Genomic DNA, 22,642 nt, shown 5'->3' with positions numbered 1-22,642 from the left:
ATGGACGGCGAGAACAAGAAACCGGCTCGGTCGGACCTCGACGAGGCCGCCCTGTTCTTCCACAAGCACCCGAAGCCAGGAAAGCTCGAGATCCAGGCGACGAAGCCGCTCGGCAACCAGCGCGACCTGGCGCTTGCCTATTCGCCGGGCGTGGCCGCGCCCTGCCTCGAGATCCGCGACGATCCCGCCACCGCCGCCGACTACACCGCGCGCGCCAATCTGGTCGGCGTCGTCTCCAACGGCTCCGCCGTGCTCGGGCTCGGCAATATTGGTCCGCTCGCCTCCAAGCCGGTGATGGAAGGCAAGGCGGTGCTGTTCAAGAAATTCGCCGGCATCGACGTCTTCGACATCGAGATCGACGCGCCGGAGATCGAGCGCATGGTCGAGACCGTGGCCGCGCTCGAGCCGACCTTCGGCGGCATCAATCTGGAGGACATCAAGGCGCCGGAATGCTTCGAGGTCGAGGAGCGGCTGAAGGCCCGCATGGGCATCCCGGTTTTCCATGACGACCAGCACGGCACGGCGATCATCGTCGCCGCCGCGGTGCTCAACGGGCTGGAGCTGGCCGGCAAGGCGATTTCCGACATCAAGATCGTCACTTCCGGCGCGGGCGCCGCAGCACTTGCCTGCCTCAACCTTCTGGTCTCGCTCGGCGCCCAGGTGGAAAACATCTGGGTCACCGACCGTTTCGGCGTCGCCTACAAGGGCCGCGTCGAGGAGATGGATCGCTGGAAGGACCCTTATGTGAAGGTCACCGAGGCGCGCACGCTGGCCGATGTCATTTCCGGCGCCGACGTCTTTCTCGGCCTCTCCGCCGCCGGCGTGTTGAAGCCGGAGCTCCTGCAGCATATGGCGCCGAAACCGCTCATCCTGGCTTTGGCCAACCCCAATCCCGAGATCATGCCGGAAGTGGCGCGGGCCGCCCGGCCGGACGCCATGATCTGCACCGGGCGCTCCGATTTCCCCAATCAAGTCAACAATGTGCTGTGCTTTCCTTACATCTTCCGCGGCGCCCTCGATTGCGGCGCCAGCGCCATCAATGAGGAGATGAAAATGGCGGCGGTGCGGGCGATCGCCGCCCTTGCCCGCGAGGAGCCTTCGGACGTCGCCGCCCGCGCCTATTCCGGCGAGACGCCGATGTTCGGCCCCGATTTTCTCATCCCCTCGCCCTTCGATCCGCGCCTTATCCTGCGCATCGCGCCGGCGGTGGCGAAGGCCGCCTGCGACACCGGCGTCGCGACGCGGCCGATTGCCGACTTCGCCGCCTATATCGACAAGCTCAACCGCTTCGTCTTCCGCTCCGGCCTGGTGATGAAGCCGGTGTTTTCCACCGCCAAGGCTTCAAGCTCCAAGCGCGTCATCTATGCCGACGGCGAGGACGAACGGGTGCTCCGCGCCGCCCAGGTGGTGTTGGAGGAAGGCATTGCCGAACCGACTTTGATCGGCCGCCCGCATGTGGTGGAGGTGCGCCTGAAGCGTTACGGCCTGCGCATCCGGCCGGGCGTTGATTTCGCGTTGATCAATCCGGAAGACGATCCGCGCTACCGCCATTATGTCGATCTTTTGATCGAACTCGCCGGCCGGCGCGGGGTGACGACGGAAGCCGCTCGCACCATGGTGCGCACCAACAATACGGTTATCGCGGCGCTCGCGCTGAAGCGTGGCGATGCGGATGCCATGATCTGCGGGCTCGAAGGTCGTTTCGAGCGGCACTTGCGCAACGTCTCGCTGATCATCGGGCCGCGCGCCGGCGTCAAGGACCGCGATCTGTCGGCGCTCTCCATGCTGATTTCGCAGCGGGGCATCATCTTTCTCACAGACACTTACGTCTCCATCGATCCCACAGCCGAGGAGATCGCGGAGATGACCGTTCTGGCGGCCGAGGAAATCAGGCGCTTCGGCATGGAACCCAAGGCCGCCCTGCTCTCCTTCTCGGATTTCGGTTCGCGTGACGCGCCGAGCGCATTCAAGATGCGGCAAGCCGCGGCGATCCTGGCGCGCATCGCGCCCGACCTTGAATGCGATGGCGAGATGCATGCCGATACGGCGCTTTCGGAACATCTGCGCCAGCGCGTCTATCCGCATTCCAGGCTGAAGGGCGAGGCCAATCTGCTGGTCTTCCCGAACCTCGATTCGGCCAACATCACGCTGACGGCGCTGGGCGCCATGATGGATGCGCTGCATGTCGGGCCGATCCTGCTCGGCACCGACAAGCCCGCGCATATATTGACGCCGTCGGTGACCTCGCGCGGCGTGGTCAACATGACCGCGCTGGCCGTCGTCGAAGCGGCGCACCAGGCGCAGGCGCTGGTCGACCTGAATTAAGGACGACTCTGACCTTAAATGCCGATGGCGCATCGTTGTAAGTTGGTGATGCCCATTGCGGCCTCACCGTCGCGTTTGGGTATTCAAGCGCGAAAGACGAATGGGCAAGTGCGAGGGTTCAATGAGATTCGAACTGACCATGCTGGCCGCAAGTTGTGTGCTCTGTTTCATTCACATAGTTCTCGCCTCGCATTCGGCGAGCTTTCAGCGGGGTTACCGCTGGACGGCCAGCGCCCGAGACGCCGAAGTCCCTCCGCTCACCGGGATGGCGGGACGGCTGGAAAAGGCGCTGCGGAACTTCGTCGAGACATTTCCAGTATTCGTGGCGGCGGTTTTTCTTGTCCACGCGGCCGGCCGTGAGACTTCGCTCAGCGAGTGGGGAGCCGGACTCTATTTTTCGGCCAGACTGGTCTATCTTCCGCTCTACGCATTCGGTGTTCCCCTGCTTCGCTCGCTCGTCTGGAACGTCGCGTTTGTTGGAATCGCCATGCTTCTGTCAGCTTCGGTGTGGCCCCTGCTAGGAAACAGTTAACCACGAGCACGCTAGCCTTCCGGCTACGGACAATCGGGGTGTCAGGCGGATGAAAGGATTGAAGCTGACGCATCTCGCGGCGCTGCTTTCGGCGTTCGCCGCGTCGGCCGTTGCCGTGACCGAGCCGCAGGCAGCTTCCCGCACGTGCCGTCAGCTTGAAGCCGAACTCGCCGCGACACGCGGTGGCGGCGGCGGCCCGGGCCTCGTCCGCAAATATGACGACGCGATCGCTCGCCAGCGCGAGCAGCTTGCCAAGGCCCGCGGCCGAGCAAGCGATGCCGGTTGCGGCTTCACGCTGTTTTCGCGCAATGTCAGCCAGTGCGCGGCGATCAACGCCTCGATAGAGCGCATGAACACCAATCTCGACACGTTGCAGGCTAAGCGCGAGCGGCTTGCCGCCGGTGGCACGCGGCGCGACCGCAGTCGTATCCTGCAGGCGCTCGATGCCAACAACTGCCGCGACGACGAGATCGCGCCGCGACGCGCGCCGCTTCAGGAGGCTTCCCGTGACAATGGCGGCGGCAATCTGTTCGAGCAGCTTTTCGGCCGCCAGGACGAGCAACTCGAAACGCCCGATGCCTCTGACATGCCGGACGCGGCGGACGTTCCGCTTGATGATCCGAGCGTGCGCAACATCCGCCGCATCATCAATCAGCCGGACGGCATGGACCTGCCAAGGCTGGGCGGCGAGTTCCGCACCATGTGCGTGCGTACCTGCGACGGCTATTTCTACCCGATGTCCAACGCCGCCTCGGTCGGCGATTTCGAGCGCGACCAGAAGAATTGCGAATCGAGCTGCCCCGGCACCGAAATGCAGGTCTTCTATTCGCGTGGAACGGACGACGACTCCGGGTCGATGACCTCCTCGGTCACCGGTCAGCCCTACAGCGAGCTGCCGACCGCCTATCTCTACAAGCAGGCCAACTATTCGCGGCCGCCCACTTGCGGATGCAACGCGCAGGCCGGCAATTTCACGATCATCGGCGGCAATCCGCCCAATCCCGAACAGTCGCAGCCGGAGAGCGGGATGGCGCCCTTCATTCCCATGCCGGCGGTGAAACCCGATCCCGGCGCCGATCCCGAAACACTCTCCAATGCAGAAGGCGGGCTCGACCAGGACGCGATCAAGCGGCTGACCGCCAAGGTACCGGTGTCGCCGGTCTCTATGCTGCCACCGGATCAGCGCAAGGTCAGGGTCGTCGGGCCAGCGTTCCTTCCCGACCCATCAGCGGCAATAGATCTGAAAGCTCCGGCCCCGAAGTCCGCCCGGTAAGCGCCAGCCGCAGCGGCATGAACAGCGGCTTGCCCTTGCGCCCAGTTGCTTCCTTGATCTTGCCGGTCCAGTCCTTCCAGACCGTGCCGTTCCACGGCTCCTCCGGCAGCAGCTCGAATGCCTGGTGAAGGAAATCGCGGTCGTCGCCGGAAAACTCGGCCGGCTCCTGCGGGCCTTCGCTCAGGATTCGCCACCAGCCGACCGCGTCCGATAGGCGGTCGAGATTGCCGCGTACCGCCAGCCAGAACGCCTCGGCCTTGTCACCGGAAATGCCCAGCACCATCAGCCGGTCGCGGGCTTCCTCGAACGACATGTGATGCATCAGCGTGCGGTTGAGCACGAGGAGCTCGTCTGGATCGAACTTGGAGGCGGACTTGGATGTCGCCGCCGGGTCGAAATGGCTGGCAAGCTCGTTGAGATCATGCGCGGCGGTGACATTCTCCGACGTGCCGACGAGCACCGCCAGCGACGCGACCGCCATCGGCTCAATCCCGTCCTGGCGCAGGCTCTCGATCGACAGTGCGCCGGTCCGCTTCGACAGCCCCTCGCCCGTGGTCGTGGTGAGCAGGTTGTGGTGGCCGAAGACCGGCGGCTCGGCGCCAAGCGCCTTGAAGATCGCGATCTGCACGCCGGTGTTGGTGACATGGTCGTCGCCGCGGATGACCTGGCTGACGCCCATCTCGATATCGTCGACCACCGAAGGCAGGGTGTAGAGATAGGTGCCGTCCTCACGCACCAGGACGGGGTCCGACAGCGAGGCGAGATCGACCGTCTCCTCGCCGCGCACCAGATCGTTCCAATGCACGTCCGTGCGCTCCGGCTGCAGCGGATCGCTGGTGAAATTGGGCAAAAGGAAGCGCCAATGGGGCTTGCGTCCGTCAGACTGATATTCCGCCACCTGCTCCGGCGTCAGCGTCAGCGCCTCGCGGCCATAGACCGGCGGCAGGCCGCGCGTGCGACGCACCTTGCGGCGCAGATCGAGCTCTTCCGGCGTTTCGTAGCAGGCATAGAGCACCCGCGCCGCCTTCAGCCGCTCGACCGCCGCGTCGTAGATATCGAAGCGGCGCGACTGGTACTCGGTGACATCCGGGAAGATGCCCAGCCAGTGCAGGTCGTAAAGGATGGAGTCGGCATATTCCTGCTTCGAGCGGGCAATGTCGGTGTCGTCGAAGCGCTGGATGAAACGGCCCTTGTTGTTCATGGCGAAAAGCCAGTTGAACAGCGCGGTGCGCGCATTGCCGATATGGATGCGGCCGGTCGGCGATGGGGCGAAACGGACGGTGACTGTCATGAGCGGGGCGTAGCGGATGCTTTTGGCGTTGACAAGGCGCGCCCCCGCACGAACGCAACAGATAGTGCAAGCCAGCTAAAATGAAAAGCCGCCGGCCAGGCTGGCTTCGCGGCAGCCTGATAAACCGCGTCAAGTGCCGGGGGACCTGGGCTTCGCATGTCCCCGTTATCCACATATGTGACACACAAGATGTTGGGGTCACAAAAGCTACAAAAACGAATCCTTGACGGGTCGGAACGAGTCGCTTTTTATAGGCCATGCGCTCCTGTTGCGGGCGTGACCGGAGAGTTCAGAGGCCGGTCTTTTTTCCCGGATTTTGTGCGTTTTGCCCGGATTTCCGCCTGTTCACGAGGCCGGCGGAAGCGTTGGGATCTTTGGGGTTTGGGTGGGCGAAAGGGAGAATTGTCGGCCTGGAAAAAATCATCTGTTAACACTATATTTAGTGTTTGCAGGCAGGCTAGACGCTAGATAATGTGAACCTCCCTCTACGGAGGGAATCGATCAAAGTTTCAGTTTAGGGACCCGCGAGGGTCGGCCTGCAGCCTGGGCAAATGCCTGGGAAAGCCTTCTGCTGCCTGCATGCCGGCGCCTGCGACGAGGAGAGTGCCGGCGTTGCTCGCAATGCCGGCAAACGGCGGACTGCGCTTTTCGCCATGTGGGGCAGAAATCCCCGGGGAAAGGCGCTATATATAGACACAAAGGGACCGGACCAATGCGCATCGAGCGTCGCTTCACCAAGCCAGAGCAATCAGCCTATGCGGAGATCGAATTCCGCAAGGCCCTGTCGGAGATCAAGAATCCCGACGGCTCGGTCGTGTTCCGCCTCGACAACATCGATGTGCCGGCGCAGTTCAGCCAGGTCGCCGCCGACATCCTGGCCCAGAAATATTTTCGCAAGGCCGGCGTGCCGGCTCGGCTGAAGAAGGTCGAGGAGAACGACGTCCCCTCCTTCCTGTGGCGCTCGATCGCCGACGAGGCTGAGCTCGCCAAGCTGCCCGAGGCCGAGCGCTACGGTTCGGAAACCGACGCCCGCCAGGTCTTCGATCGTCTCTCCGGCACCTGGACCTATTGGGGCTGGAAGGGCGGCTACTTCAAGTCGGAGGAAGACGCGCGCGCCTTCCGCGACGAGCTTGCCTATATGCTCGCCACCCAGCGCGTCGCGCCGAACTCGCCGCAATGGTTCAACACTGGCCTGCACTGGGCCTATGGCATCGACGGCCCGAGCCAGGGCCACTTCTATGTCGACCCCTTCACCGGCAAGCTGACCAAGTCGAAGTCGGCCTACGAGCATCCGCAGCCGCATGCCTGCTTCATCCAGAGCGTGCAGGACGACCTCGTCAACGAGGGCGGCATCATGGATCTGTGGGTGCGCGAGGCGCGCCTGTTCAAATACGGCTCCGGTACCGGTTCGAACTTCTCGATGCTGCGCGGCGAAGGCGAGAAGCTTTCCGGCGGCGGCCGCTCCTCCGGCCTGATGAGCTTCCTCAAGATCGGCGACCGCGCCGCGGGCGCCATCAAGTCGGGCGGCACGACGCGCCGCGCCGCCAAGATGGTCATCGTCGACGCCGACCACCCCGACATCGAGCAGTTCATCGACTGGAAGGTCAATGAAGAGCAGAAGGTCGCCTCGCTGGTGACCGGCTCCAAGATCGTCAAGAAGCACCTCGAAGCCATCATGAAGGCCTGCGTCAATTGCGAAGGCAATGGCGACGACTGCTTCGACCCGGCGCTGAACACCGCGCTGAAGCGCGAGATCAAGGCGGCCAAGAAGGACGCCGTGCCGGAGAACTACATCTACCGCGTCATCCAGTTCGCCAAGCAAGGCTACACCTCGATGGCGTTCAACACCTACGACACCGACTGGGATTCGGACGCCTATCTCACCGTCTCCGGCCAGAACTCCAACAACTCGGTGTCGCTGAAGGACAATTTCCTGCGCGCCGTCGAGGCCGATGGCGACTGGCAGCTCACCGCCCGCAAGGACGGCAAGGTGCTGAAGACGCTGAAGGCGCGCGACCTGTGGGAAAAGATCGGCTACGCCGCCTGGGCGTCGGCCGATCCGGGCCTGCACTTCAACACGACGATGAACGACTGGCACACCTGCGCCTCTGCCGGTGCGATCCGGGCCTCCAACCCGTGCTCGGAATACATGTTCCTCGACGACACGGCCTGCAATCTCGCTTCGATCAACCTGCTGCCCTACCGCAGGGAAGACGGCACGATCGACATCGCCGCTTACGAGCACACCGTTCGCCTGTGGACCGTCGTGCTCGAAATCTCGGTGATGATGGCGCAGTTTCCGTCCAAGGAGATCGCCAAGCTCTCCTACGACTACCGCACGCTCGGCCTCGGCTACGCAAATATCGGCGGCCTGCTGATGACCTCGGGCATTCCTTACGACTCCGACGAGGGCCGCGCGATCTGCGCCGCGCTCACCGCGATCATGACCGGCGTCGCCTACTCGACCTCGGCCGAGATGGCTTCCGAGCTCGGCGCCTTCCCGGACTATGACCGCAACGCCCAGAACATGCTGCGCGTCATGCGCAACCATCGCTGCGCTGCCTATGGCGACAAGGACGGCTACGAAAAACTCGCCGTCAACCCGGTGCCTCTCGTCGCCTCTGACCTGAAGCAGCCGGCTTTGGCGGAGCATGCCCGCGCTGCCTGGGACCGCGCCATCGAGCTCGGCGAGGAGCACGGCTACCGCAACGCGCAGGCGACGGTGATCGCGCCGACCGGCACGATCGGCCTGGTCATGGATTGCGACACCACAGGCATCGAGCCCGACTTCGCCCTGGTGAAGTTCAAGAAGCTCGCCGGCGGCGGCTACTTCAAGATCATTAACCGCGCCGTGCCGGAAGCGCTGAGGACGCTCGGCTATTCCGAAAGCCAGATCGCCGAGATCGAGGCCTACGCCGTCGGCCACGGCAACCTCAACCAGGCGCCGGGCATCAACCCGTCGACACTGAAGGCCAAGGGCTTCACCGACGAAAAGATCGCGGCGCTGAATGCGGCGCTGAAGTCGGCCTTCGACATCAAGTTCGTGTTCAACCAGTGGACGCTCGGCGCCGACTGGGTGAAGGAAACGCTCGGCTTCACCGACGAGCAGCTCGGCGACATCTCCTTCGAGATGCTGCCGGCCCTCGGCTTCTCGAAGAAGGACATCGACGCCGCCAACATCCATGTCTGCGGTGCGATGACCCTTGAGGGAGCACCATTTCTAAAAGACCAGCACCTGCCGGTGTTCGACTGCGCCAGCCCCTGCGGCAAGATCGGCAAGCGCTCGCTCTCGATCCAGAGCCACATCCTGATGATGGCGGCCGCCCAGCCCTTCATCTCGGGCGCCATCTCCAAGACCATCAACATGCCGAACGAGGCGACGGTCGAGGACGCGAAGAACGCCTACATGCTGTCCTGGAAGCTGGCGCTGAAGGCCAATGCGCTCTATCGCGACGGCTCGAAGCTGTCGCAGCCGCTCAACGCCTCGCTGCTCGCCGATGGCGAGGAGGACGAGGACGAGGCGGTCGAGCAGCTGATCGCGGCACCCGCCGCGCAGCGCGCCGTGCAGGTGACGGAAAAGATCGTCGAGCGCGTCATCGAGCGTCTCTACCGCGACCGCGAAAAACTGCCGAACCGCCGCAAGGGTTATACGCAGAAGGCCGTCGTCGGCGGCCACAAGGTGTATCTCCGCACCGGAGAATTCGATGACGGTCGTCTCGGCGAGATCTTCATCGACATGCACAAGGAGGGCGCTGCCTTCCGCGCGATGATGAATAACTTCGCCATCGCCATCTCGCTCGGCCTGCAATACGGCGTGCCGCTCGACGAATATGTCGAGGCCTTCACCTTCACCAAGTTCGAGCCGGCCGGCATGGTGCAGGGCAACGACGCGATCAAGAACGCGACGTCGATCCTCGACTACGTGTTCCGCGAGCTTGCCGTCTCCTATCTCGGCCGCCACGACCTCGCCCATGTCGACCAGTCGGATTTCGACAAGACGGCGCTCGGCCGCGGCATCACCGAAGGCAAGGCGACGCCCTTCTCCAAGGGCCTCTATCGCGGCGCCTCGCCGGTGAAGCTGGTGTCGGGCATCGGCAGCGAGCCCAAGGGCTTTGGCGGGTCAACGTCGACGCCTGCCCCTGCCCGCGCCGCGCCGACCGCCTTCGCCGGCTCCAACGTGCTGGCGCTGAAGCCGGCCAGCGACGAGGCGCTCGCCTACAAGCGCGACTATGAGGAGCGCGCCAGGGAACTGGCCGAAGACATGGTGGAAGAAGAAGCCGAGGCCGCCGGCGGCGCCGAAGCTCTCTTCACCGACGCCGCCGCCAACGAGGCGGCCGAGGCGAAAAAGCTCGCCGCGACCCGCCGCCAGCAGTCGCTGCTCCAGGGCTACACCGGTAACGAATGCTCCGAGTGCCACAACTTCACCATGGTGCGAAACGGCACCTGCGAGAAGTGCGATACGTGCGGTTCGACGAGCGGGTGCAGCTGAGAATCTAGATGCCGCCCCGGCTTACGGTCCGCGAAGTAATTCGCATGCTGGAGGCCGACGGTTGGTATCTGGTTGCAACCAAAGGCAGCCATCGCCAATATAAGCACAAAATCAAAGCCGGCCGCGTCACCGTGGCCGGCAAGCCGTCTGAAGAGGTTGCGCCAGGAACGCTGAACAGCATTCTCAAGCAGTCCGGCTTAAAGGAGTGATGGCATGCGCTACGCGGTGGTGATCGAAAAAGCCGGAAGCAACTTTTCCGCATATGTTCCTGACCTGCCAGGCTGCATCGCGACAGGTGCAACAGTGCCTGAAGTGGAGAACGAAATCCGCGACGCAATTCGTTTCCACATAGAGGGTCTGCGCGCCGATGGGCTGGAAGTTCCCAAGGCAGTCAGTCTCGCTGAGTATGTTGAAGCATAGCCGACTGACAGGCGCTGCGGCCCGGTAGCGGCGCTTTGCTATGATCGACCACATCACCATCGAAGTCAGCGACCTCGCCAAGAGCAAGCTCTTCTACGAACAGGCCTTCACGCCGTTGGGGTATCGCCTTTCCTTCGGCAAGCACGGCATTTTCTGGGCCTTCGATGTCGGCAATGGCTGCCTGTTCGAGATCCAGAGCACGGGCGAGAAGCCGCCGCTCACCCATCTGCATGTCGCGTTTCGGGTGAAGAGCAAGGCGGAGGTCGATGCGTTCCATCGCGCGGCGCTCGCGGCGGGCGCGACGGACAACGGCGCGCCGGGGCGGCGCCCGGATTATGCGGAAAATTACTACGCCTGCTTTGTGCTTGACCCCGATGGCTACAACATCGAGGCGATGATCAACGAGGGGTGACACGCGCGCGCTCCTTCTCCCCTTTTGGGAGAAGGTGGATCGGCGCGCAGCGCCGAGACGGATGAGGGGTGTTCCAGCGGAGTGAGACGCTGGCGATCCAGTCGTGGTGTCCAACGCCGGCAAAGGTCTTCGTCAAGCTGGAGCACCCCTCATCCGGCCGCTTCGCGGCCACCTTCTCCCACAAGGGAAGAAGGGGAACGCCGCGCTCAATTCTTGAGCGTACCTCCGCATTGTCCGGCCGGCATCACATCAAAGACGCGTCAGCACACCACCGGTTGATGCGCGTCAATGCTCGCCCTTCCCTGTCCCCTACCATGCCGCCGTCAGCAATGACTTTCGGAGGCGAAAATGGACCAGGAGATCAAAAACAAGATCCAGGCACTGCTGGATCAGCACCGGATCATGACGGTCGCAACGCTGAGGCCGGACGGCTGGCCGCAGGCGACGACTGTGGGCTACGTCAATGATGGCCTCACCCTTTACTTCCTCTGCGGCCTGGACAGCCAGAAGGCGGCAAATCTGGCGCGGGACGATCGCCTGTCGCTGACCATAGACCACGACGCGCCGCAGGTGATGGAGATCACCGGGCTTTCCATGGCGGCGCGGGCGCAGCCGGTGGAAGACCGCGCCGAGGCCGAGAAGGTTCTGCGCATGCTGCCGATGAAGTATCCGCCGCAAACCTCGATGCCCGGTCCGATGCCGACGCCGGATCAGGTCCGCATCTTCCGCGTGATGCCGACAGTGATCTCCGTGCTCGACTACTCGAAGGGTTTTGGCCACACGGATCTGGTCACCTGCTGAGCGCGGCATGGCGGCCAGGCGATCCAATTGATCGATCGCATGATCCAGATCAAGGCAAAGCCCATCGTTCCTGATGTTTCCTCGGCCGTTCTTTCCGAGGAGATGGAAATGCCTACAGAGAGCCTAATCGTCGTCACCGCCATTGTGGCCTATTTCGCGACCTTCATGGCCGTGCTCGCCTATGTGACGATGGCGGAGTCGCGACATCTGCCACGGAGATAGCCGAGGCGATCGGATGCGCCTCAGTCCGCGTCGGCCATCATCTGGCCGCCGCCGCCCAGCCAGGCGCGCCATTGCCGCTCATCGCCGTGGAAGACGTTGAGGTCGATGCGGCCTGTCACGCCATGCGACAGGCCGGAGCCCGAATACTGCCAGAACAGCCATTTGCGGCCCGGATAGACTTTTGACGGATGCGCCGCCACGGCGCGCAGCCAGAACGGATAATCCAGGAAGGCGCCGCGCAAATTGTCGCGATAGAAATCAGGGCTGGTGTAGATGATGGGACGCTGGCCGTAGTGGCGCTCCAGCTTGTCCATGAAGACCTGCATCTTCTCCAGCACCTTTTCGCGCGAAGGCTTGCGCCTGCAGGAGGATTCGCCGTTCCACTCGACGTCGATCACCGGCGGCAATGCGCCGTCCATCTTCGGCACGTTGCGGATGAACCAGTCGGCCTGCTCACCCGCCGTGCGGCACCAGTAGAAGAAATGATAGGCGCCGCGCTTCAGCCCGGCGGCGTCGGCGTTGCGCCAGTTCTTCATGAACATCGGGTCGAGATGGTCGCCGCCATCGGTCGCCTTGATATAGGCGAAGTTGGCGCCCTGGGCGCGCAGCTTGCTCCAATTGATGTTGCCCTGCCAGCGCGAGACGTCGACCCCATGCACGGCCAGATGGCGCGGCGAGGAGCGGCCGAAATTGATCGGCTTGGCATCGCGGAAGGCATAGCGCGTGACCGGGCCGGCAAGCATGGCGGGCGCGGCGCGCGACAGCCGCTTCGGCGGCGAGACGAGCGCCGCCTCCTGCACCGGCGGCTCGACGCTGTCCGGGAGATCGGTCGCCGGGAAGTTTACCGTCTCCTCCTCGGCGAGTCCGAACGGGCGCGGATTTTCGTCGCCGGGGCTCGCGTTACCCTCGTCGAGCAGCGGCGCCGGCGGCGTGATGCGCGCCATGCCCGACATCGATGCGGTCTCTACGGTTTTCTCCCGCTGGACCGTGCTCATGCCCTTCGAAACCGGCGCGCTCGGCCGCACGACCGAGCTCGTCGTCTCGTTGGACGGCAGTTGCAGGGCATCGGCGCCCGACGTGGACGAGCAGCCGGCAAGGCAAAGCGCTGCGAGCACGAAACTGACGACGCCAAAAATCCGCATCTTTGACCTGTACGCAAGACAAAACAGACCGAAGGCAGGAACAGCGCCGCCGGAAGCCCCATTCCTAACGAGAAATTACCAACAAAGTTTGAATCAAAATTTACCTTTGGCGCGACGGTCGTGGCCGATTCGGGGTGTGTCCCCGTCACCTCTCGCCCCGCGCGAAGGCACAGCCGCGAGCGAGCCTAGTATCAGGACGATCGTCGCCGGATCGGCAGCCGCATTGAAGCAGGGGCTAAACCTGGCTCGCCTGGCACCCCATATAAGGGGCTCGCGCAAAAGCGAAGCGTACCCAAGGACTGTGCTTAATGTCGAAGTCACGAACGATCAAAGTCGCGTCGATCCTCATGATCCTGCTGATGGCGCTCGGGACCGTCTCAATCGGCACCGCCGAGGCGCGCATGGGCGGCAGCTTCGGCAGCCGTGGCAGCCGCACCTATCAGGCGCCCGCGCCGACCAGGACGGCCCCTTATACGGCGCCTGTCACGCGCTCGATGACGCCACAACCCACCCAGTCCATCCCATCATCGCAGTCGTTTCCCGGCTCCGCGCGTCCCGGCTTCTGGCGTGGTTTCGGCGGCGGTTTTGTCGGCGGTCTTGTGGGAGGACTGTTCTTCCAGGGCCTGTTCGGCATGATGCTGGGCCATGGTTTCGGCGGCATTGGCGGCGGGCTGAGCTTCATCTTCCAGCTGCTCTTGATCGGCGGCCTCGTGATGCTGGCGATGCGCTTCCTCAATCGAGACAATGCCGCGCCTGCCAATATGCGAAACGCCGGCGGTCCGTTCGGACGGCAAGGCTGGGGCGGCGCGCCGCCCAGCTATTCGTCCAACGCCGCAAGCTTCGGCTCCGCTGACGCATCAGGAGCCGATGAAATCGGCATCACTGACGCTGATCGCGACGCGTTCGAACGAATCCTTGGCGAGGTGCAGGCTGCCTTCACTCGTGAGGATCACCAGGGATTGCGCCGGCTGACGACCCCCGAAATGGTTTCCTACCTTTCGGAGGAACTGGCCGACAACGCGACCCACGGCCTCAAGAACGAGGTTACAAACCTTAGGCTGCTGAAGGGCGAAGTGGCGGAGGCGTGGCGGGAAGGCTCGCGCGACTACGCCACCGTGGCGATGCGCTGGTCGGCGATCGATACCATGCAAAACCGCCAGACCGGCGCCGTCGAGAAGGGCGATCCCAACAATCCGGTCGAAGCGACCGAGCTGTGGACCTTCGCCCGTCAGGCCGGAGGACCATGGCTGCTGTCCGCGATCCAGGACGCGTCCGGTTAAGCTGGAAGCGCGCAGCAAGCGCTCTGACTACTTCCTGAACACCCCGATCATCGGCCCGAGATTCCAGAAATCGTCGTTTCGGCCGATGCCGGGCGCGTAGAGGCTCGAGATAGAACCGTCGAGGAAGAGCGCGTTCGGGCAGCCGAGCTGGTCGCGGAACAGCCGGGCGAATTCGTGGAAAGTCACGACATCGTCCGAGATCGCGAAGACCGCGACGCCGTCGGCGCGCACGCCCACGCCATCGCGGATTTTTCGCGAGGTGCCGTCCGCATGGAATTTCGGATGCAGCTTGCCGTCGATGACCAGCATCGGCCCGGACTGCGTGGCGTAGTCCACGCGCGGCGGACGCTTGAGATAATCCTTGGTCGCGCGAACCCCTGCCTTGCCGGCGCTGAGATAGAAGATGCCGTTGGGCTGCATGGAGAAATTGCCGGTTCCCGATCCGGTCTTCGCCGGCGTGACCTGCTCGCCGCGTTCGACATAAAGCCCGACCGGCGCGAGGTTCGGATGATACATGCCGGCATTGATGCCGAACAGCAGGTTGCGCCCCGCCGCTTGCTGCGCGCTGCGCAGATTGTGCAGCGATCGGTAGAAGTCGCCATCCTTGTTCTTCCAGAACAACTCGATGGAGAAATGCTTCGGATCGGCCTCGCAGACCAGATAGGTCGCGTTCTCGAAAGTCTGGTTGCGGCAAGGCGGCAGCGCCGCTAGCCATTGGCCGAGGCCGATGCCCGCGCCTACGGCGGCGGGCACCGCCGATTTCACCAGCGTGGCCAGCAAAGGAACCGAGTTCAGCAGGGTCCCAAGATCCATCAGCGCATCCCGCTCCTCAGCATCGGTATAGCGGATTCGGCCGAGGCCGCTGCGTGGATTTCCCGGGTTGCTTCAGGTCAACCAGCCGGCCGCGACGCTGACCAGCAGCACCACGCCAAGCAGGCCGCGATAGATAACGAACGGCCAGGCGGAGAAGCGCTCCAGCACCCGCATCAGCCCCCAGATCGCGAAAAAGGCCGAGATCGAGGCGACGACGAGGCCGACCGCCAGGATCGACCAGCCATGCGCGTCGAGATGCACCTTGTGCAGTTCGTAGAGCTCCTTGAGGCCGGCCAGCGCGATTGCCGGCAGGCCGAGCAGGAAGGACAGGCGTGCCGCCTCCGGCCGGGCGAAGCCCAGCCCCATCGCCGCCGTCAGCGTCGAGCCCGAGCGTGAGACACCGGGGATAAGCGCGCCGACCTGGGCGACGCCAACCAAGAGCGCATCGAGGATCGACGCCTGGCGCAGCATCAGCTTGTGCCTGGCGAAGATCTCGGCGAGCGCCAAAAGGATCGCCATGGCTATACAGGCCGAGCCGATGACGGCGAGCCCGCGCAGCGGCGAATTGCAGGCGTTGAGCACACCGGAAAGCGCAAGGCCGGCAATGATGATCGGGATAGTGGCAAGGATGATGCTGATCGCCAGGCGGAAATAGCGGTCGCCGAAATCGCGGCGCGAGATTGCCGCGATCGATCCGAAGAGCACGTCCCTGACATCGCTCCAGAAATAGCTGATCACCGCCGCCAGCGCCGCCAGCTGCATCGCGGCCGAGAACGCCGATCCGGGATCCTGCCAGCCGAGCACCGCCGGCACGATGCGCATATGCGCCGTGGACGAGATCGGCAGCAATTCGGTGATGCCCTGCACGATGCCCAGAAATGCCACTTTGGCATAACCCAGGCCGACAAAGCCGGTATCCAGTCCTTGAGTGCAGACGTCGGTCATCTCAACCCTTTTCCCTGCGCCCCGATCCCTGCCGAGGCAAAAGTGAATCGTCTTCGAAAAGCCCCTCTGGGAGAGGCTTAGCCTCACGATAGCGTGATTCCAACTCACGGATTTGTAAGGTGCCGCTAATCCTGCTTGACAACAGGCTGCAGCATATTATCCTCCGCTAATCTTACACTGTAAGGCATATCGGAGGAGCATGCCATGTCGACCGCCGCCCTCTCGGAACTCGAGCCAGTCGTGCCGCTGGAGACGCACCCCCCGGAAATCGCGATCGAGGAGGTGTCGCGTGACATCAGCCGCCCCATCGAGCGCGCCGAAGTCGCGGCCTGGCGCGACCTTTACGACGCGGCGCCCGCCGATTTCGCGGCACGGCATGGGCTGTCGATCGCGAGCGAGGGCGATCTGGTCTGGACCACCTGCACGACGATCCCGTTCATCCATTTCAACTGCGTGAAGAATATCGGCGTCGATGGTCCGGCGACCGAGGAACAGCTCGACGCGCTGCTCGCGCATTATCGCAATGCCGGCATCATGCGGCCGTGGTTCTACACCAGCCCGCACACCGAGCCGGCGCGGCTGAGATGCTGGCTGGAAGCGCGCGGCCTGCAGCATCAGGGCGGCTGGGAGCGCATCTATCGCGACGCGACGCCGCTGCCAGCCGAACCGCTCTTCCCGGGCGATCCGCTGATCCCGGTAGACGATCCCGTAATCGAGGAGGTGACCCCCAGGACGGCTTCGGAATGGGCTTCTTTCATCGATGCCAAATACAGGCTCCCCACCTCGCCCTGGCTCACCGCGCTTGTCGGCCGCAAGGGCTGGCGCCACTACATGCTGAAACGTGGCGGCGCGGTCGCCGCTGTGCGCTCGCTTTTCATCGGCCCCGACGGCGCCGCCTGGAGCGGCATCGACGCGCCGGTACCTGGCATCATGGCGCCGAGCTTCGATCTGGATGCCATGCTTGGGGAAAGGCTGGTTCGCGACGGCATCGCCGCCGGCGCGAAGCTGTTTGTCGCCGATATCGAGGCGCCGCTCCCCGACCGCGACGGGCCGGCCTATCGCAACTACGACCGGCTCGGCTTCAAGCTCGCCTATTTACGCAATCACTACGCTTACCTGCCGGCGTATTCGAGCTGACCATTTTCCTGGAGCTGCCTTAGCGATGCAGCCACTGCTTCAGGCAGCTTCTTGCCACCATATGGGCCGGCGGCACCGAAGCCTGGTCGATGCGGGAATAATCGCCGGCCTTGTCGCGCGCCTTTTCCAGGAGCAGGCGAAGCTCGGCCGGCCGCACGCGGTCGCGCGCCATCACGAGCTGGATCATCGGGTCGTTCAAAAGCTCGTCCAGGGTGTTGATGCTCTCGCTCATCCGTCGCCTCCTCGATGCCTGCCCGCATGGCGCTTAGATAGGCAGCCAAAGATGGCCCGCCAATGACGCTTTGCCGGCTATGTCGTGCAGCGGAGATGAAATTTTGTGCAGAGATGCGTCGCAATGACTCAGGCCGGCGGCGCGCCTTCATATTGCGGCAGGCCATCGTCGAGCATCAGCCAGGGCTGCTTCGAGGCAGTCCAGAAATGCATGTCCGGCTTGAACAGCGACGGATCGTCGAGCGAGCCGGAGGTGACGCCGAGAATGTTTCTGGAATCGCGGCGCGAAAACAGGGTTGTGCCGCAAGCCGGGCAGAAGCCGCGCTTGAGGTCAGGCGTGGAATTGATTGTCGCCACCGGCCCGTCGATGGTCACATCGTCGATGCGGAAGAGCAGGCGGGCGTTGAAGGCCGCGCCGATCGCCCTCTGGCAGATCCGGCAATGGCAGACGCGCTCGTTGATCGGCTCCGCCTCGGCCCTGTAACGCACCCCGCCGCACAGGCACCCGCCCTCATATTTCGCCATCACCGACACCCGTTTCGAGGAAATGCCGGCAAGGTAGCGGCCGGCATGAGAGGGTCAAACAAAAAACACTGATGGGATGCGATCGCCTGCGCTGATGTGGGTGGCTCAACGACGTGTCCGCGCCTGCGATTGACAATCGCCCGCCGCCGCGCCCTGCTTATGGCGTCCGACGGGAGGAAGACTGATGGCCGACATCGACACGATCGCGATCGCACCCTTGTTCGGTCCGCCCTCGCCCGCCCGCGACCAGACCGACTCGAGGATCATGGCCGCGGCCTCCGGCATCGGCTTCATGGCGATCCGCGACTTTCCCGGCGACGACTGGCTGACTCCGCAGAACCGGGCGTGGCTGCTGGCGATCTTTTCGCTACCGGAGGCTGAAAAGCAGAAGCTGCTGCGCTGGAATTTCGACCGCACGAAACAAAATGTCTATCGCGGCTGGTTTCCGCTGCAGCCTGGCGCCGTCTCCTATAAGGAAGGCATCGATATGGGGCCGGACATCGCCGACGCGCGGACCGAACCCTCCGGCCTCGATGCCGGCGATCCGCTCTGCGAGGCCACGCCGCTCCCGCCCGAAAGCACTCTGCCCGGCTGGCGCGAGGCTGCCGCCAACTACTACAAGGCGATGGCGACGGTCGGCAACGCGCTGCTGCGCTCGGTCGCGCGCGGCCTGGGGCTGACCGAGACCATTTTCGATAAGGATTTCGAGGGCGGCATCTCGACATTGCGCCTGATCCGCTACCCGTTGCGTGACCCGAACAGCGGCGTCGACCTCAGCGGTCCCGACTTCTCTGTACTCCACAAAGGCGAGATGCGGACCGTCATCGGCCGCGAGCATGCCGATTCCGGTTTCGTCACCTTGCTGGCGCAGGACGGCGTCGAAGGCCTGCAGGCAAAAAACCTTGCCGGCGAATGGATCGACGTGCCGCCCGCCGACAACACGCTCGCCGTCAATTTCGGCAAGCTGCTGGAGCGCTGGACCGCCGGCCGGGTGCGGGCGACCCGGCATCGGGTGATCGCGCCCAAACAGGCGCGCTTCTCGATTCCGTTCTTCTATGAGCCACGCGTCGACGCCGAGATCGCGCCGCTGCCGCTCGAGGGCGCCGAGCCCTTCGAGCCGTTCCTTTATGGCGACTATCTCTGGGACACGGCGACGAAATTCGTCGAAATGAGCGGAGTCAGGCATCTGCGCCAGCCGCGGCGGGCCAAGGCTTCGTAGATCGGCAATCCTTAGAGACCGCAGCCGGTTGAGGTGTGTTGAGATTCAGGTCAGGCCGAGTCGAAAATGGTGGATTCCGAGAACCGGAGCGGAGCGTACTTAAAGTACGTGAGCACCGGAAGCGCAGGAAGCCGCCGTTTGCAGGCCGGCATCACCTGAATATCGACACACCTTAGTGGCGCTTGGCCTGGACGAGATAGGCGTCGATCATGGTCTCGCCCAGCCATTTGGCGGCTTCGAGCCTGTGCAGTCCCTCGACCAGGATGTGGCGCTTGCCGTCGTGCCGCACCTGGATCGGCGTCTTCATGCCGTTCTCGAGAATATCCTCGGCGAGATGGCGCACGGTCTCGGGATGCAGCGTCTTGCGCCGCGCCGTCGGCACGTAGATGTCGTCGACCTTGACCTTTTGCACACGCAGCATGTCGGCTCCCTGGCACTGAACAACGCCCAATGAATAATCCGTTTGCCGGATATCGACAAACGCGGGTACCTGCTGGCCCGATGCTTTCCATTTGACGCTTGGCCGGCCGATGGTCTCAATGACGGCTTCGTGATCTCAGGTCCAGCTTGATGCAATTGCCCACCGAATTTCCCGATTTCGGGCTGACGCCCGAGCAGCGCCGCGAGGCGGTGCGCGGCCATTATTATGAATGGCCGGGGATGGACGGTGAGCGCGGTGAGATCTGGGGCTACAGCGACCGGTTTTCCTACTGCCCCGGCGAGACGGTGGCGCTCCATGTCAGCTCGACCGCGCCGCAATTCAGCATCGCCGTCATCCGCGACGGAGCCGCCGAGACCAAGGTCTTCGAGGGAGCAGGCCTGTCGGCGCGCTGGCAAGATACGCCCGACCAATGCTCGGTCGAAGGTTGCGGCTGGGAGGCGTCGTTCGAATTCCGCGTCGGCGACGACTGGCCGTCGGGCGCCTATCGCATCGCGCTTCTTGCCGAAGGCCGCGACGGCAATCCGATCCGCAGCCACCATCTCTTCATCGTCGCGCCCCAGCCCGGCCGCAAGCCGGGCCGCCTGCTGCAGGTCGCCGCGACCGGCACCTGGACCGCGTACAACACCTGGGGCGGCTCGAACCACTATCAGGGCATCACCGGTCCGAACCGCGACCAGTACGCAACGACGGTGTCGATTGAGCGCCCCTGGTGCCGCGGCTTCGTCGTGCTGCCAAAGGACGCGCCGCGCGTGCCGCTCGAAGTCGCCGTGCCGCCGAAGACCGTGCCGCGCTATCCACACATGGAGTGGGCTTTTGCCACCGGGCATTCGAAGAAATACGCATCGTCCGGCTGGGCAAGCTATGACAGCCATTTCTTCCGCTTCGCCGAACGCGCCGGCTACCTGGTCGATCTCGCCAGCCAGCACGAGCTGCATTTCTCGCCCGAAATCCTCGACGGCTATGACTGCGTCGTCTTCGTCGGCCATGACGAATACTGGACCTGGGAAATGCGCGACGCTGTCGACAACTATGTGACCGGCGGCGGGCACGCGGCGCGCTTTGCCGGCAATTTCATGTGGCAGACGAGGCTGGAAGACCAAGGCCGCCGCCAGGTCTGCTACAAGTACAAGGCGCGCGCGGAAGACCCGGCCTATCGCGGCGGCGATGTCACTCGCGCCACCAATTCCTGGGAAGCGCCCGAGATCGGCCGCCCCGGCAGCGCCACCTTCGGCCTCAACGCGACGCGAGGCGTCTACGCCGGGTGGGGCGGCTGCGCCCCGCGCGGCGTACGCGGCTTTCCGGTCTACCATCCCGAGCACTGGGCCTTCGCAGGCACCGGCATCTATTATGGCGACCTGCTCGGCGCCGACAGCCATGTCTATGGCTATGAGGTCGACGGCCTCGATTTCGAGATCCGCTGCGGCCTGCCCTACCCGACCGCGGATAGCGGCGCGCCCGACGGCCTGCAGGTGCTGGCGGTCGGCATGGCGAGCCAGGTCGAGGAAAGCGCCGACATCCCGATCGAGGACCAGTTCCTCACCGACGAGGATGGCCGCTTCACCGCCGAGACGCTTTTCGGCGAGGCGAGCGACGCCAATCTCGACAAGGTGAAGCGCGGCAACGGCATGATCGTCAATTTCCCGCGCGGCAAGGGCGAGGTGTTCCATGCCGGAAGCTGCGAATGGGTCGCCGGCCTGCTAAGGCAGGACGCGATGGTCGAACGCGTGACCAAGAATGTTCTCGACCGCTATCTTGGCCGAGACGAGAGGGGCGAATGAGCACTGCGCAGTCGATTGAAACCGTCAGCCGGCCGAACCTCTTCCACTTCACGCGACGGCCCCAGCCGATGGTGGATCGCGCCGATGGCATCTATCTGTGGGACAAGAGCGGCCGCCGCTACATCGATGGATCGAGCGGCGCGGTCAACGTCAATGTCGGTCACGGCAATCGCAACGTCATCGATGCGATGAAGCGGCAGCTTGACCGCGTCAGCTTCGCCTACATCTTCCAATTCGAGAACAAACAGGCCGTCGCGCTGGCGCGGGAGTTGGCCGAGCGGCTTCCGAACGGGCTCGAGCGCATTTATCTCGTTTCCGGCGGTTCCGAGGCGGTCGAGGCCTGCCTCAAGCTCGCGCGCCAATGGGCTGTCGCGACAGGCCAGGACAAGCGCTGGAAAATCATCGGTCGCATGCCCTCCTATCACGGCATCACGCTTGGCACGCTTGCCGTCACCGGCGACGATGTCCTGACCAAGACATTCGACCCGCTCGGACAGCCGATGCCGCTGGTGCCGGCCCCGTTTGTCCATCGCGACCAAGATAATCTGTCGCTGGAAGAGCGCGGCGTCCGCTACGCCGACATGCTTGAGGAAAAGATCCTGGAACAAGGCCCCGAAAGCGTGCTTGCCTTCATCATGGAGCCGATTGGCGGCGCGGCGACCGCGGCACTGGTCCCACCCGCAAGCTATTTTGCCCGGATCCGCGAAATCTGCGACCGCTACGGCATCCTGCTGATCCATGACGAGGTCATGACCGGCATCGGGCGCACCGGCAAGTTCCTGGGCGGCGACCATTGGAGCTGCCGGCCGGATATCGTCGCGCTGTCGAAAGGGCTGAGCTCCGGCTACGCGCCCTTGGGGGCACTTGCCGCGACGGAGAGGATCGTCGGGCCGGTCGTTGCGGCAGGCGGCTTCCTGCATGGCCATACCTATGGCGGTAACCCTGTCGCCTGCGCGGCCGGCGTTGCCGTTCTCGGCGAAGTCGACCGCCTTGGCTTGGTCGAGAATTCCGCCGTCATGGGCGAAGTGCTGAGGGGCGAACTCGAAGCGCTGTCGGGTCGCTTTCCTTTCATTGCCGACGTGCGAGGCAAGGGCCTGTTCATGGGTGCGGAGCTCTACGCCGACCCCTTGGCCAGGACGCCGTTGCCACAGAATCTCAACGCCAATTTGCGGCTCATCGATCTGGCCTTCGAGCGTGGACTCATCATCTACTCGCGGCGCGTGCGCGGCGGGCCGGTGAGTGATAATTTCATGGTCTGCCCGCCTTTGATCACAACCCGCGAACAGATCGGCGAGATCATCGCGGTGCTTGGCGACACGCTGGAGGCACTTGCCGCCGAACTTGACCTGCCGGTCAATCACTGAG

General features: G+C 63.9%; 21 protein-coding genes. 14 read left to right on the top strand and 7 right to left on the bottom strand.

All coding sequences use genetic code 11. The features are described from left to right. From EJ072_RS29880 to EJ072_RS29870, 3 genes are all read left to right on the top strand, one after another. Positions 1-2,325 (top strand): NADP-dependent malic enzyme, encoded by a 2,325-nt coding sequence (locus EJ072_RS29880; RefSeq protein WP_126082534.1) that lies wholly within the window; start codon positions 1-3, stop codon positions 2,323-2,325. Positions 2,326-2,446: 121 nt separating this feature from the next. Next, on the top strand, positions 2,447-2,857 hold the full coding sequence (locus EJ072_RS29875; RefSeq protein ID WP_126082533.1) for an MAPEG family protein: 411 nt from the start codon (positions 2,447-2,449) through the stop codon (positions 2,855-2,857). Positions 2,858-2,906: 49 nt separating this feature from the next. Continuing rightward, positions 2,907-4,130 carry a DUF2865 domain-containing protein gene (locus EJ072_RS29870; protein ID WP_126082532.1) on the top strand — a complete coding sequence of 408 codons (1,224 nt, stop codon included), beginning with the start codon at positions 2,907-2,909 and terminating at the stop codon, positions 4,128-4,130. Here EJ072_RS29870 and gltX read toward each other — a convergent pair. Next, positions 4,048-5,421 (bottom strand): glutamate--tRNA ligase, encoded by a 1,374-nt coding sequence (gltX, locus tag EJ072_RS29865; protein ID WP_126082531.1) that lies wholly within the window; start codon positions 5,419-5,421, stop codon positions 4,048-4,050. The two genes, EJ072_RS29870 and gltX, sit on opposite strands and share 83 nt — an antisense overlap. 712 nt (positions 5,422-6,133) lie before the next feature. Between gltX and EJ072_RS29860 the strand changes: the two genes are divergently transcribed. The 6 genes from EJ072_RS29860 (at position 6,134) to EJ072_RS29835 (ending at position 11,765) form a co-directional block, all read left to right on the top strand. Beyond that, positions 6,134-9,910, top strand: a complete 3,777-nt coding sequence (locus tag EJ072_RS29860) for a vitamin B12-dependent ribonucleotide reductase (protein ID WP_126082530.1) — start codon at positions 6,134-6,136, stop codon at positions 9,908-9,910. 8 nt (positions 9,911-9,918) lie between these two features. Continuing rightward, positions 9,919-10,119 carry a type II toxin-antitoxin system HicA family toxin gene (locus tag EJ072_RS29855; protein ID WP_126082529.1) on the top strand — a complete coding sequence of 67 codons (201 nt, stop codon included), beginning with the start codon at positions 9,919-9,921 and terminating at the stop codon, positions 10,117-10,119. Positions 10,120-10,123: 4 nt separating this feature from the next. Further along, on the top strand, positions 10,124-10,330 hold the full coding sequence (locus EJ072_RS29850) for a type II toxin-antitoxin system HicB family antitoxin (RefSeq protein ID WP_126082528.1): 207 nt from the start codon (positions 10,124-10,126) through the stop codon (positions 10,328-10,330). Positions 10,331-10,370: 40 nt separating this feature from the next. Then, positions 10,371-10,742 (top strand): VOC family protein, encoded by a 372-nt coding sequence (locus EJ072_RS29845; protein WP_126082527.1) that lies wholly within the window; start codon positions 10,371-10,373, stop codon positions 10,740-10,742. A gap of 348 nt (positions 10,743-11,090) precedes the next feature. Then, on the top strand, positions 11,091-11,543 hold the full coding sequence (locus EJ072_RS29840; RefSeq protein WP_126082526.1) for a pyridoxamine 5'-phosphate oxidase family protein: 453 nt from the start codon (positions 11,091-11,093) through the stop codon (positions 11,541-11,543). Positions 11,544-11,570: 27 nt separating this feature from the next. Further along, the gene (locus EJ072_RS29835; protein ID WP_126082525.1) at positions 11,571-11,765 is read left to right on the top strand and encodes a hypothetical protein; all 195 of its coding nucleotides are present in this window, start codon (positions 11,571-11,573) and stop codon (positions 11,763-11,765) included. 20 nt (positions 11,766-11,785) lie between these two features. On the opposite strand, the gene EJ072_RS29830 is transcribed toward EJ072_RS29835, so the two are convergent. Beyond that, positions 11,786-12,907 carry a GH25 family lysozyme gene (locus EJ072_RS29830; RefSeq protein WP_126082524.1) on the bottom strand — a complete coding sequence of 374 codons (1,122 nt, stop codon included), beginning with the start codon at positions 12,905-12,907 and terminating at the stop codon, positions 11,786-11,788. A gap of 308 nt (positions 12,908-13,215) precedes the next feature. On the opposite strand from EJ072_RS29830, the gene EJ072_RS29825 reads away from it, so the two are divergent. Then, a complete protein-coding gene (locus EJ072_RS29825; RefSeq protein WP_126082523.1) occupies positions 13,216-14,187 on the top strand; it encodes a Tim44 domain-containing protein in 972 nt (323 codons plus the stop codon). A 27-nt stretch (positions 14,188-14,214) separates the two neighbouring features. Here the strand turns inward: EJ072_RS29825 and EJ072_RS29820 are convergent, their stop codons facing one another. Then, positions 14,215-15,000, bottom strand: a complete 786-nt coding sequence (locus EJ072_RS29820) for a phosphodiester glycosidase family protein (RefSeq protein WP_126082522.1) — start codon at positions 14,998-15,000, stop codon at positions 14,215-14,217. A gap of 72 nt (positions 15,001-15,072) precedes the next feature. Continuing rightward, positions 15,073-15,945 (bottom strand): undecaprenyl-diphosphate phosphatase, encoded by an 873-nt coding sequence (locus EJ072_RS29815; RefSeq protein ID WP_126082521.1) that lies wholly within the window; start codon positions 15,943-15,945, stop codon positions 15,073-15,075. Positions 15,946-16,149: 204 nt separating this feature from the next. Between EJ072_RS29815 and EJ072_RS29810 the strand changes: the two genes are divergently transcribed. After that, a complete protein-coding gene (locus EJ072_RS29810; RefSeq protein ID WP_126082520.1) occupies positions 16,150-17,082 on the top strand; it encodes a hypothetical protein in 933 nt (310 codons plus the stop codon). A 19-nt stretch (positions 17,083-17,101) separates the two neighbouring features. Here the strand turns inward: EJ072_RS29810 and EJ072_RS29805 are convergent, their stop codons facing one another. Both EJ072_RS29805 and EJ072_RS29800 read right to left on the bottom strand, forming a co-directional pair. Next, the gene (locus EJ072_RS29805) at positions 17,102-17,314 is read right to left on the bottom strand and encodes a hypothetical protein (RefSeq protein ID WP_126082519.1); all 213 of its coding nucleotides are present in this window, start codon (positions 17,312-17,314) and stop codon (positions 17,102-17,104) included. Between the two features lie 128 nt (positions 17,315-17,442). Then, positions 17,443-17,838: a GFA family protein gene (locus EJ072_RS29800; protein WP_126082518.1), complete on the bottom strand. Its 396-nt coding sequence runs from the start codon at positions 17,836-17,838 to the stop codon at positions 17,443-17,445. Between the two features lie 184 nt (positions 17,839-18,022). On the opposite strand from EJ072_RS29800, the gene EJ072_RS29795 reads away from it, so the two are divergent. Continuing rightward, positions 18,023-19,057, top strand: a complete 1,035-nt coding sequence (locus tag EJ072_RS29795; RefSeq protein WP_126082517.1) for a 2OG-Fe(II) oxygenase family protein — start codon at positions 18,023-18,025, stop codon at positions 19,055-19,057. A gap of 172 nt (positions 19,058-19,229) precedes the next feature. Here EJ072_RS29795 and EJ072_RS29790 read toward each other — a convergent pair whose 3' ends face one another. After that, positions 19,230-19,478 (bottom strand): ParB N-terminal domain-containing protein, encoded by a 249-nt coding sequence (locus tag EJ072_RS29790; RefSeq protein ID WP_042644583.1) that lies wholly within the window; start codon positions 19,476-19,478, stop codon positions 19,230-19,232. Between the two features lie 149 nt (positions 19,479-19,627). Between EJ072_RS29790 and EJ072_RS29785 the strand changes: the two genes are divergently transcribed. Beyond that, on the top strand, positions 19,628-21,277 hold the full coding sequence (locus EJ072_RS29785; protein WP_126082516.1) for a N,N-dimethylformamidase beta subunit family domain-containing protein: 1,650 nt from the start codon (positions 19,628-19,630) through the stop codon (positions 21,275-21,277). Next, positions 21,274-22,641, top strand: coding sequence for an aspartate aminotransferase family protein (locus EJ072_RS29780; RefSeq protein ID WP_126082515.1), 1,368 nt, complete (start codon positions 21,274-21,276; stop codon positions 22,639-22,641). The genes EJ072_RS29785 and EJ072_RS29780 overlap by 4 nt, the downstream gene beginning before the upstream one ends. Position 22,642: the final 1 nt, after the last annotated feature.

This window comes from Mesorhizobium sp. M2A.F.Ca.ET.046.03.2.1 (genome assembly GCF_003952425.1).
Lineage (GTDB): Bacteria > Pseudomonadota > Alphaproteobacteria > Rhizobiales > Rhizobiaceae > Mesorhizobium.
The sequence above is the reverse complement of the archived record's forward strand: the minus strand, read 5'-3'. Positions and strand labels throughout refer to the sequence as shown.

Bases quoted from the DNA above. Each gene is read 5' to 3' on its own strand.
- EJ072_RS29880 (WP_126082534.1), top strand. From the start codon at position 1: ATGGACGGCGAGAACAAGAAACCGGCTCGGTCGGACCTCGACGAGGCC.
- EJ072_RS29875 (WP_126082533.1), top strand. From the start codon at position 2,447: ATGAGATTCGAACTGACCATGCTGGCCGCAAGTTGTGTGCTCTGTTTC.
- EJ072_RS29870 (WP_126082532.1), top strand. From the start codon at position 2,907: ATGAAAGGATTGAAGCTGACGCATCTCGCGGCGCTGCTTTCGGCGTTC.
- gltX (WP_126082531.1), bottom strand. From the start codon at position 5,421: ATGACAGTCACCGTCCGTTTCGCCCCATCGCCGACCGGCCGCATCCAT.
- EJ072_RS29860 (WP_126082530.1), top strand. From the start codon at position 6,134: ATGCGCATCGAGCGTCGCTTCACCAAGCCAGAGCAATCAGCCTATGCG.
- EJ072_RS29855 (WP_126082529.1), top strand. From the start codon at position 9,919: ATGCCGCCCCGGCTTACGGTCCGCGAAGTAATTCGCATGCTGGAGGCC.
- EJ072_RS29850 (WP_126082528.1), top strand. From the start codon at position 10,124: ATGCGCTACGCGGTGGTGATCGAAAAAGCCGGAAGCAACTTTTCCGCA.
- EJ072_RS29845 (WP_126082527.1), top strand. From the start codon at position 10,371: ATGATCGACCACATCACCATCGAAGTCAGCGACCTCGCCAAGAGCAAG.
- EJ072_RS29840 (WP_126082526.1), top strand. From the start codon at position 11,091: ATGGACCAGGAGATCAAAAACAAGATCCAGGCACTGCTGGATCAGCAC.
- EJ072_RS29830 (WP_126082524.1), bottom strand. From the start codon at position 12,907: ATGCGGATTTTTGGCGTCGTCAGTTTCGTGCTCGCAGCGCTTTGCCTT.
- EJ072_RS29825 (WP_126082523.1), top strand. From the start codon at position 13,216: ATGTCGAAGTCACGAACGATCAAAGTCGCGTCGATCCTCATGATCCTG.
- EJ072_RS29820 (WP_126082522.1), bottom strand. From the start codon at position 15,000: ATGGATCTTGGGACCCTGCTGAACTCGGTTCCTTTGCTGGCCACGCTG.
- EJ072_RS29815 (WP_126082521.1), bottom strand. From the start codon at position 15,945: ATGACCGACGTCTGCACTCAAGGACTGGATACCGGCTTTGTCGGCCTG.
- EJ072_RS29810 (WP_126082520.1), top strand. From the start codon at position 16,150: ATGTCGACCGCCGCCCTCTCGGAACTCGAGCCAGTCGTGCCGCTGGAG.
- EJ072_RS29805 (WP_126082519.1), bottom strand. From the start codon at position 17,314: ATGAGCGAGAGCATCAACACCCTGGACGAGCTTTTGAACGACCCGATG.
- EJ072_RS29800 (WP_126082518.1), bottom strand. From the start codon at position 17,838: ATGGCGAAATATGAGGGCGGGTGCCTGTGCGGCGGGGTGCGTTACAGG.
- EJ072_RS29795 (WP_126082517.1), top strand. From the start codon at position 18,023: ATGGCCGACATCGACACGATCGCGATCGCACCCTTGTTCGGTCCGCCC.
- EJ072_RS29790 (WP_042644583.1), bottom strand. From the start codon at position 19,478: ATGCTGCGTGTGCAAAAGGTCAAGGTCGACGACATCTACGTGCCGACG.
- EJ072_RS29785 (WP_126082516.1), top strand. From the start codon at position 19,628: ATGCAATTGCCCACCGAATTTCCCGATTTCGGGCTGACGCCCGAGCAG.
- EJ072_RS29780 (WP_126082515.1), top strand. From the start codon at position 21,274: ATGAGCACTGCGCAGTCGATTGAAACCGTCAGCCGGCCGAACCTCTTC.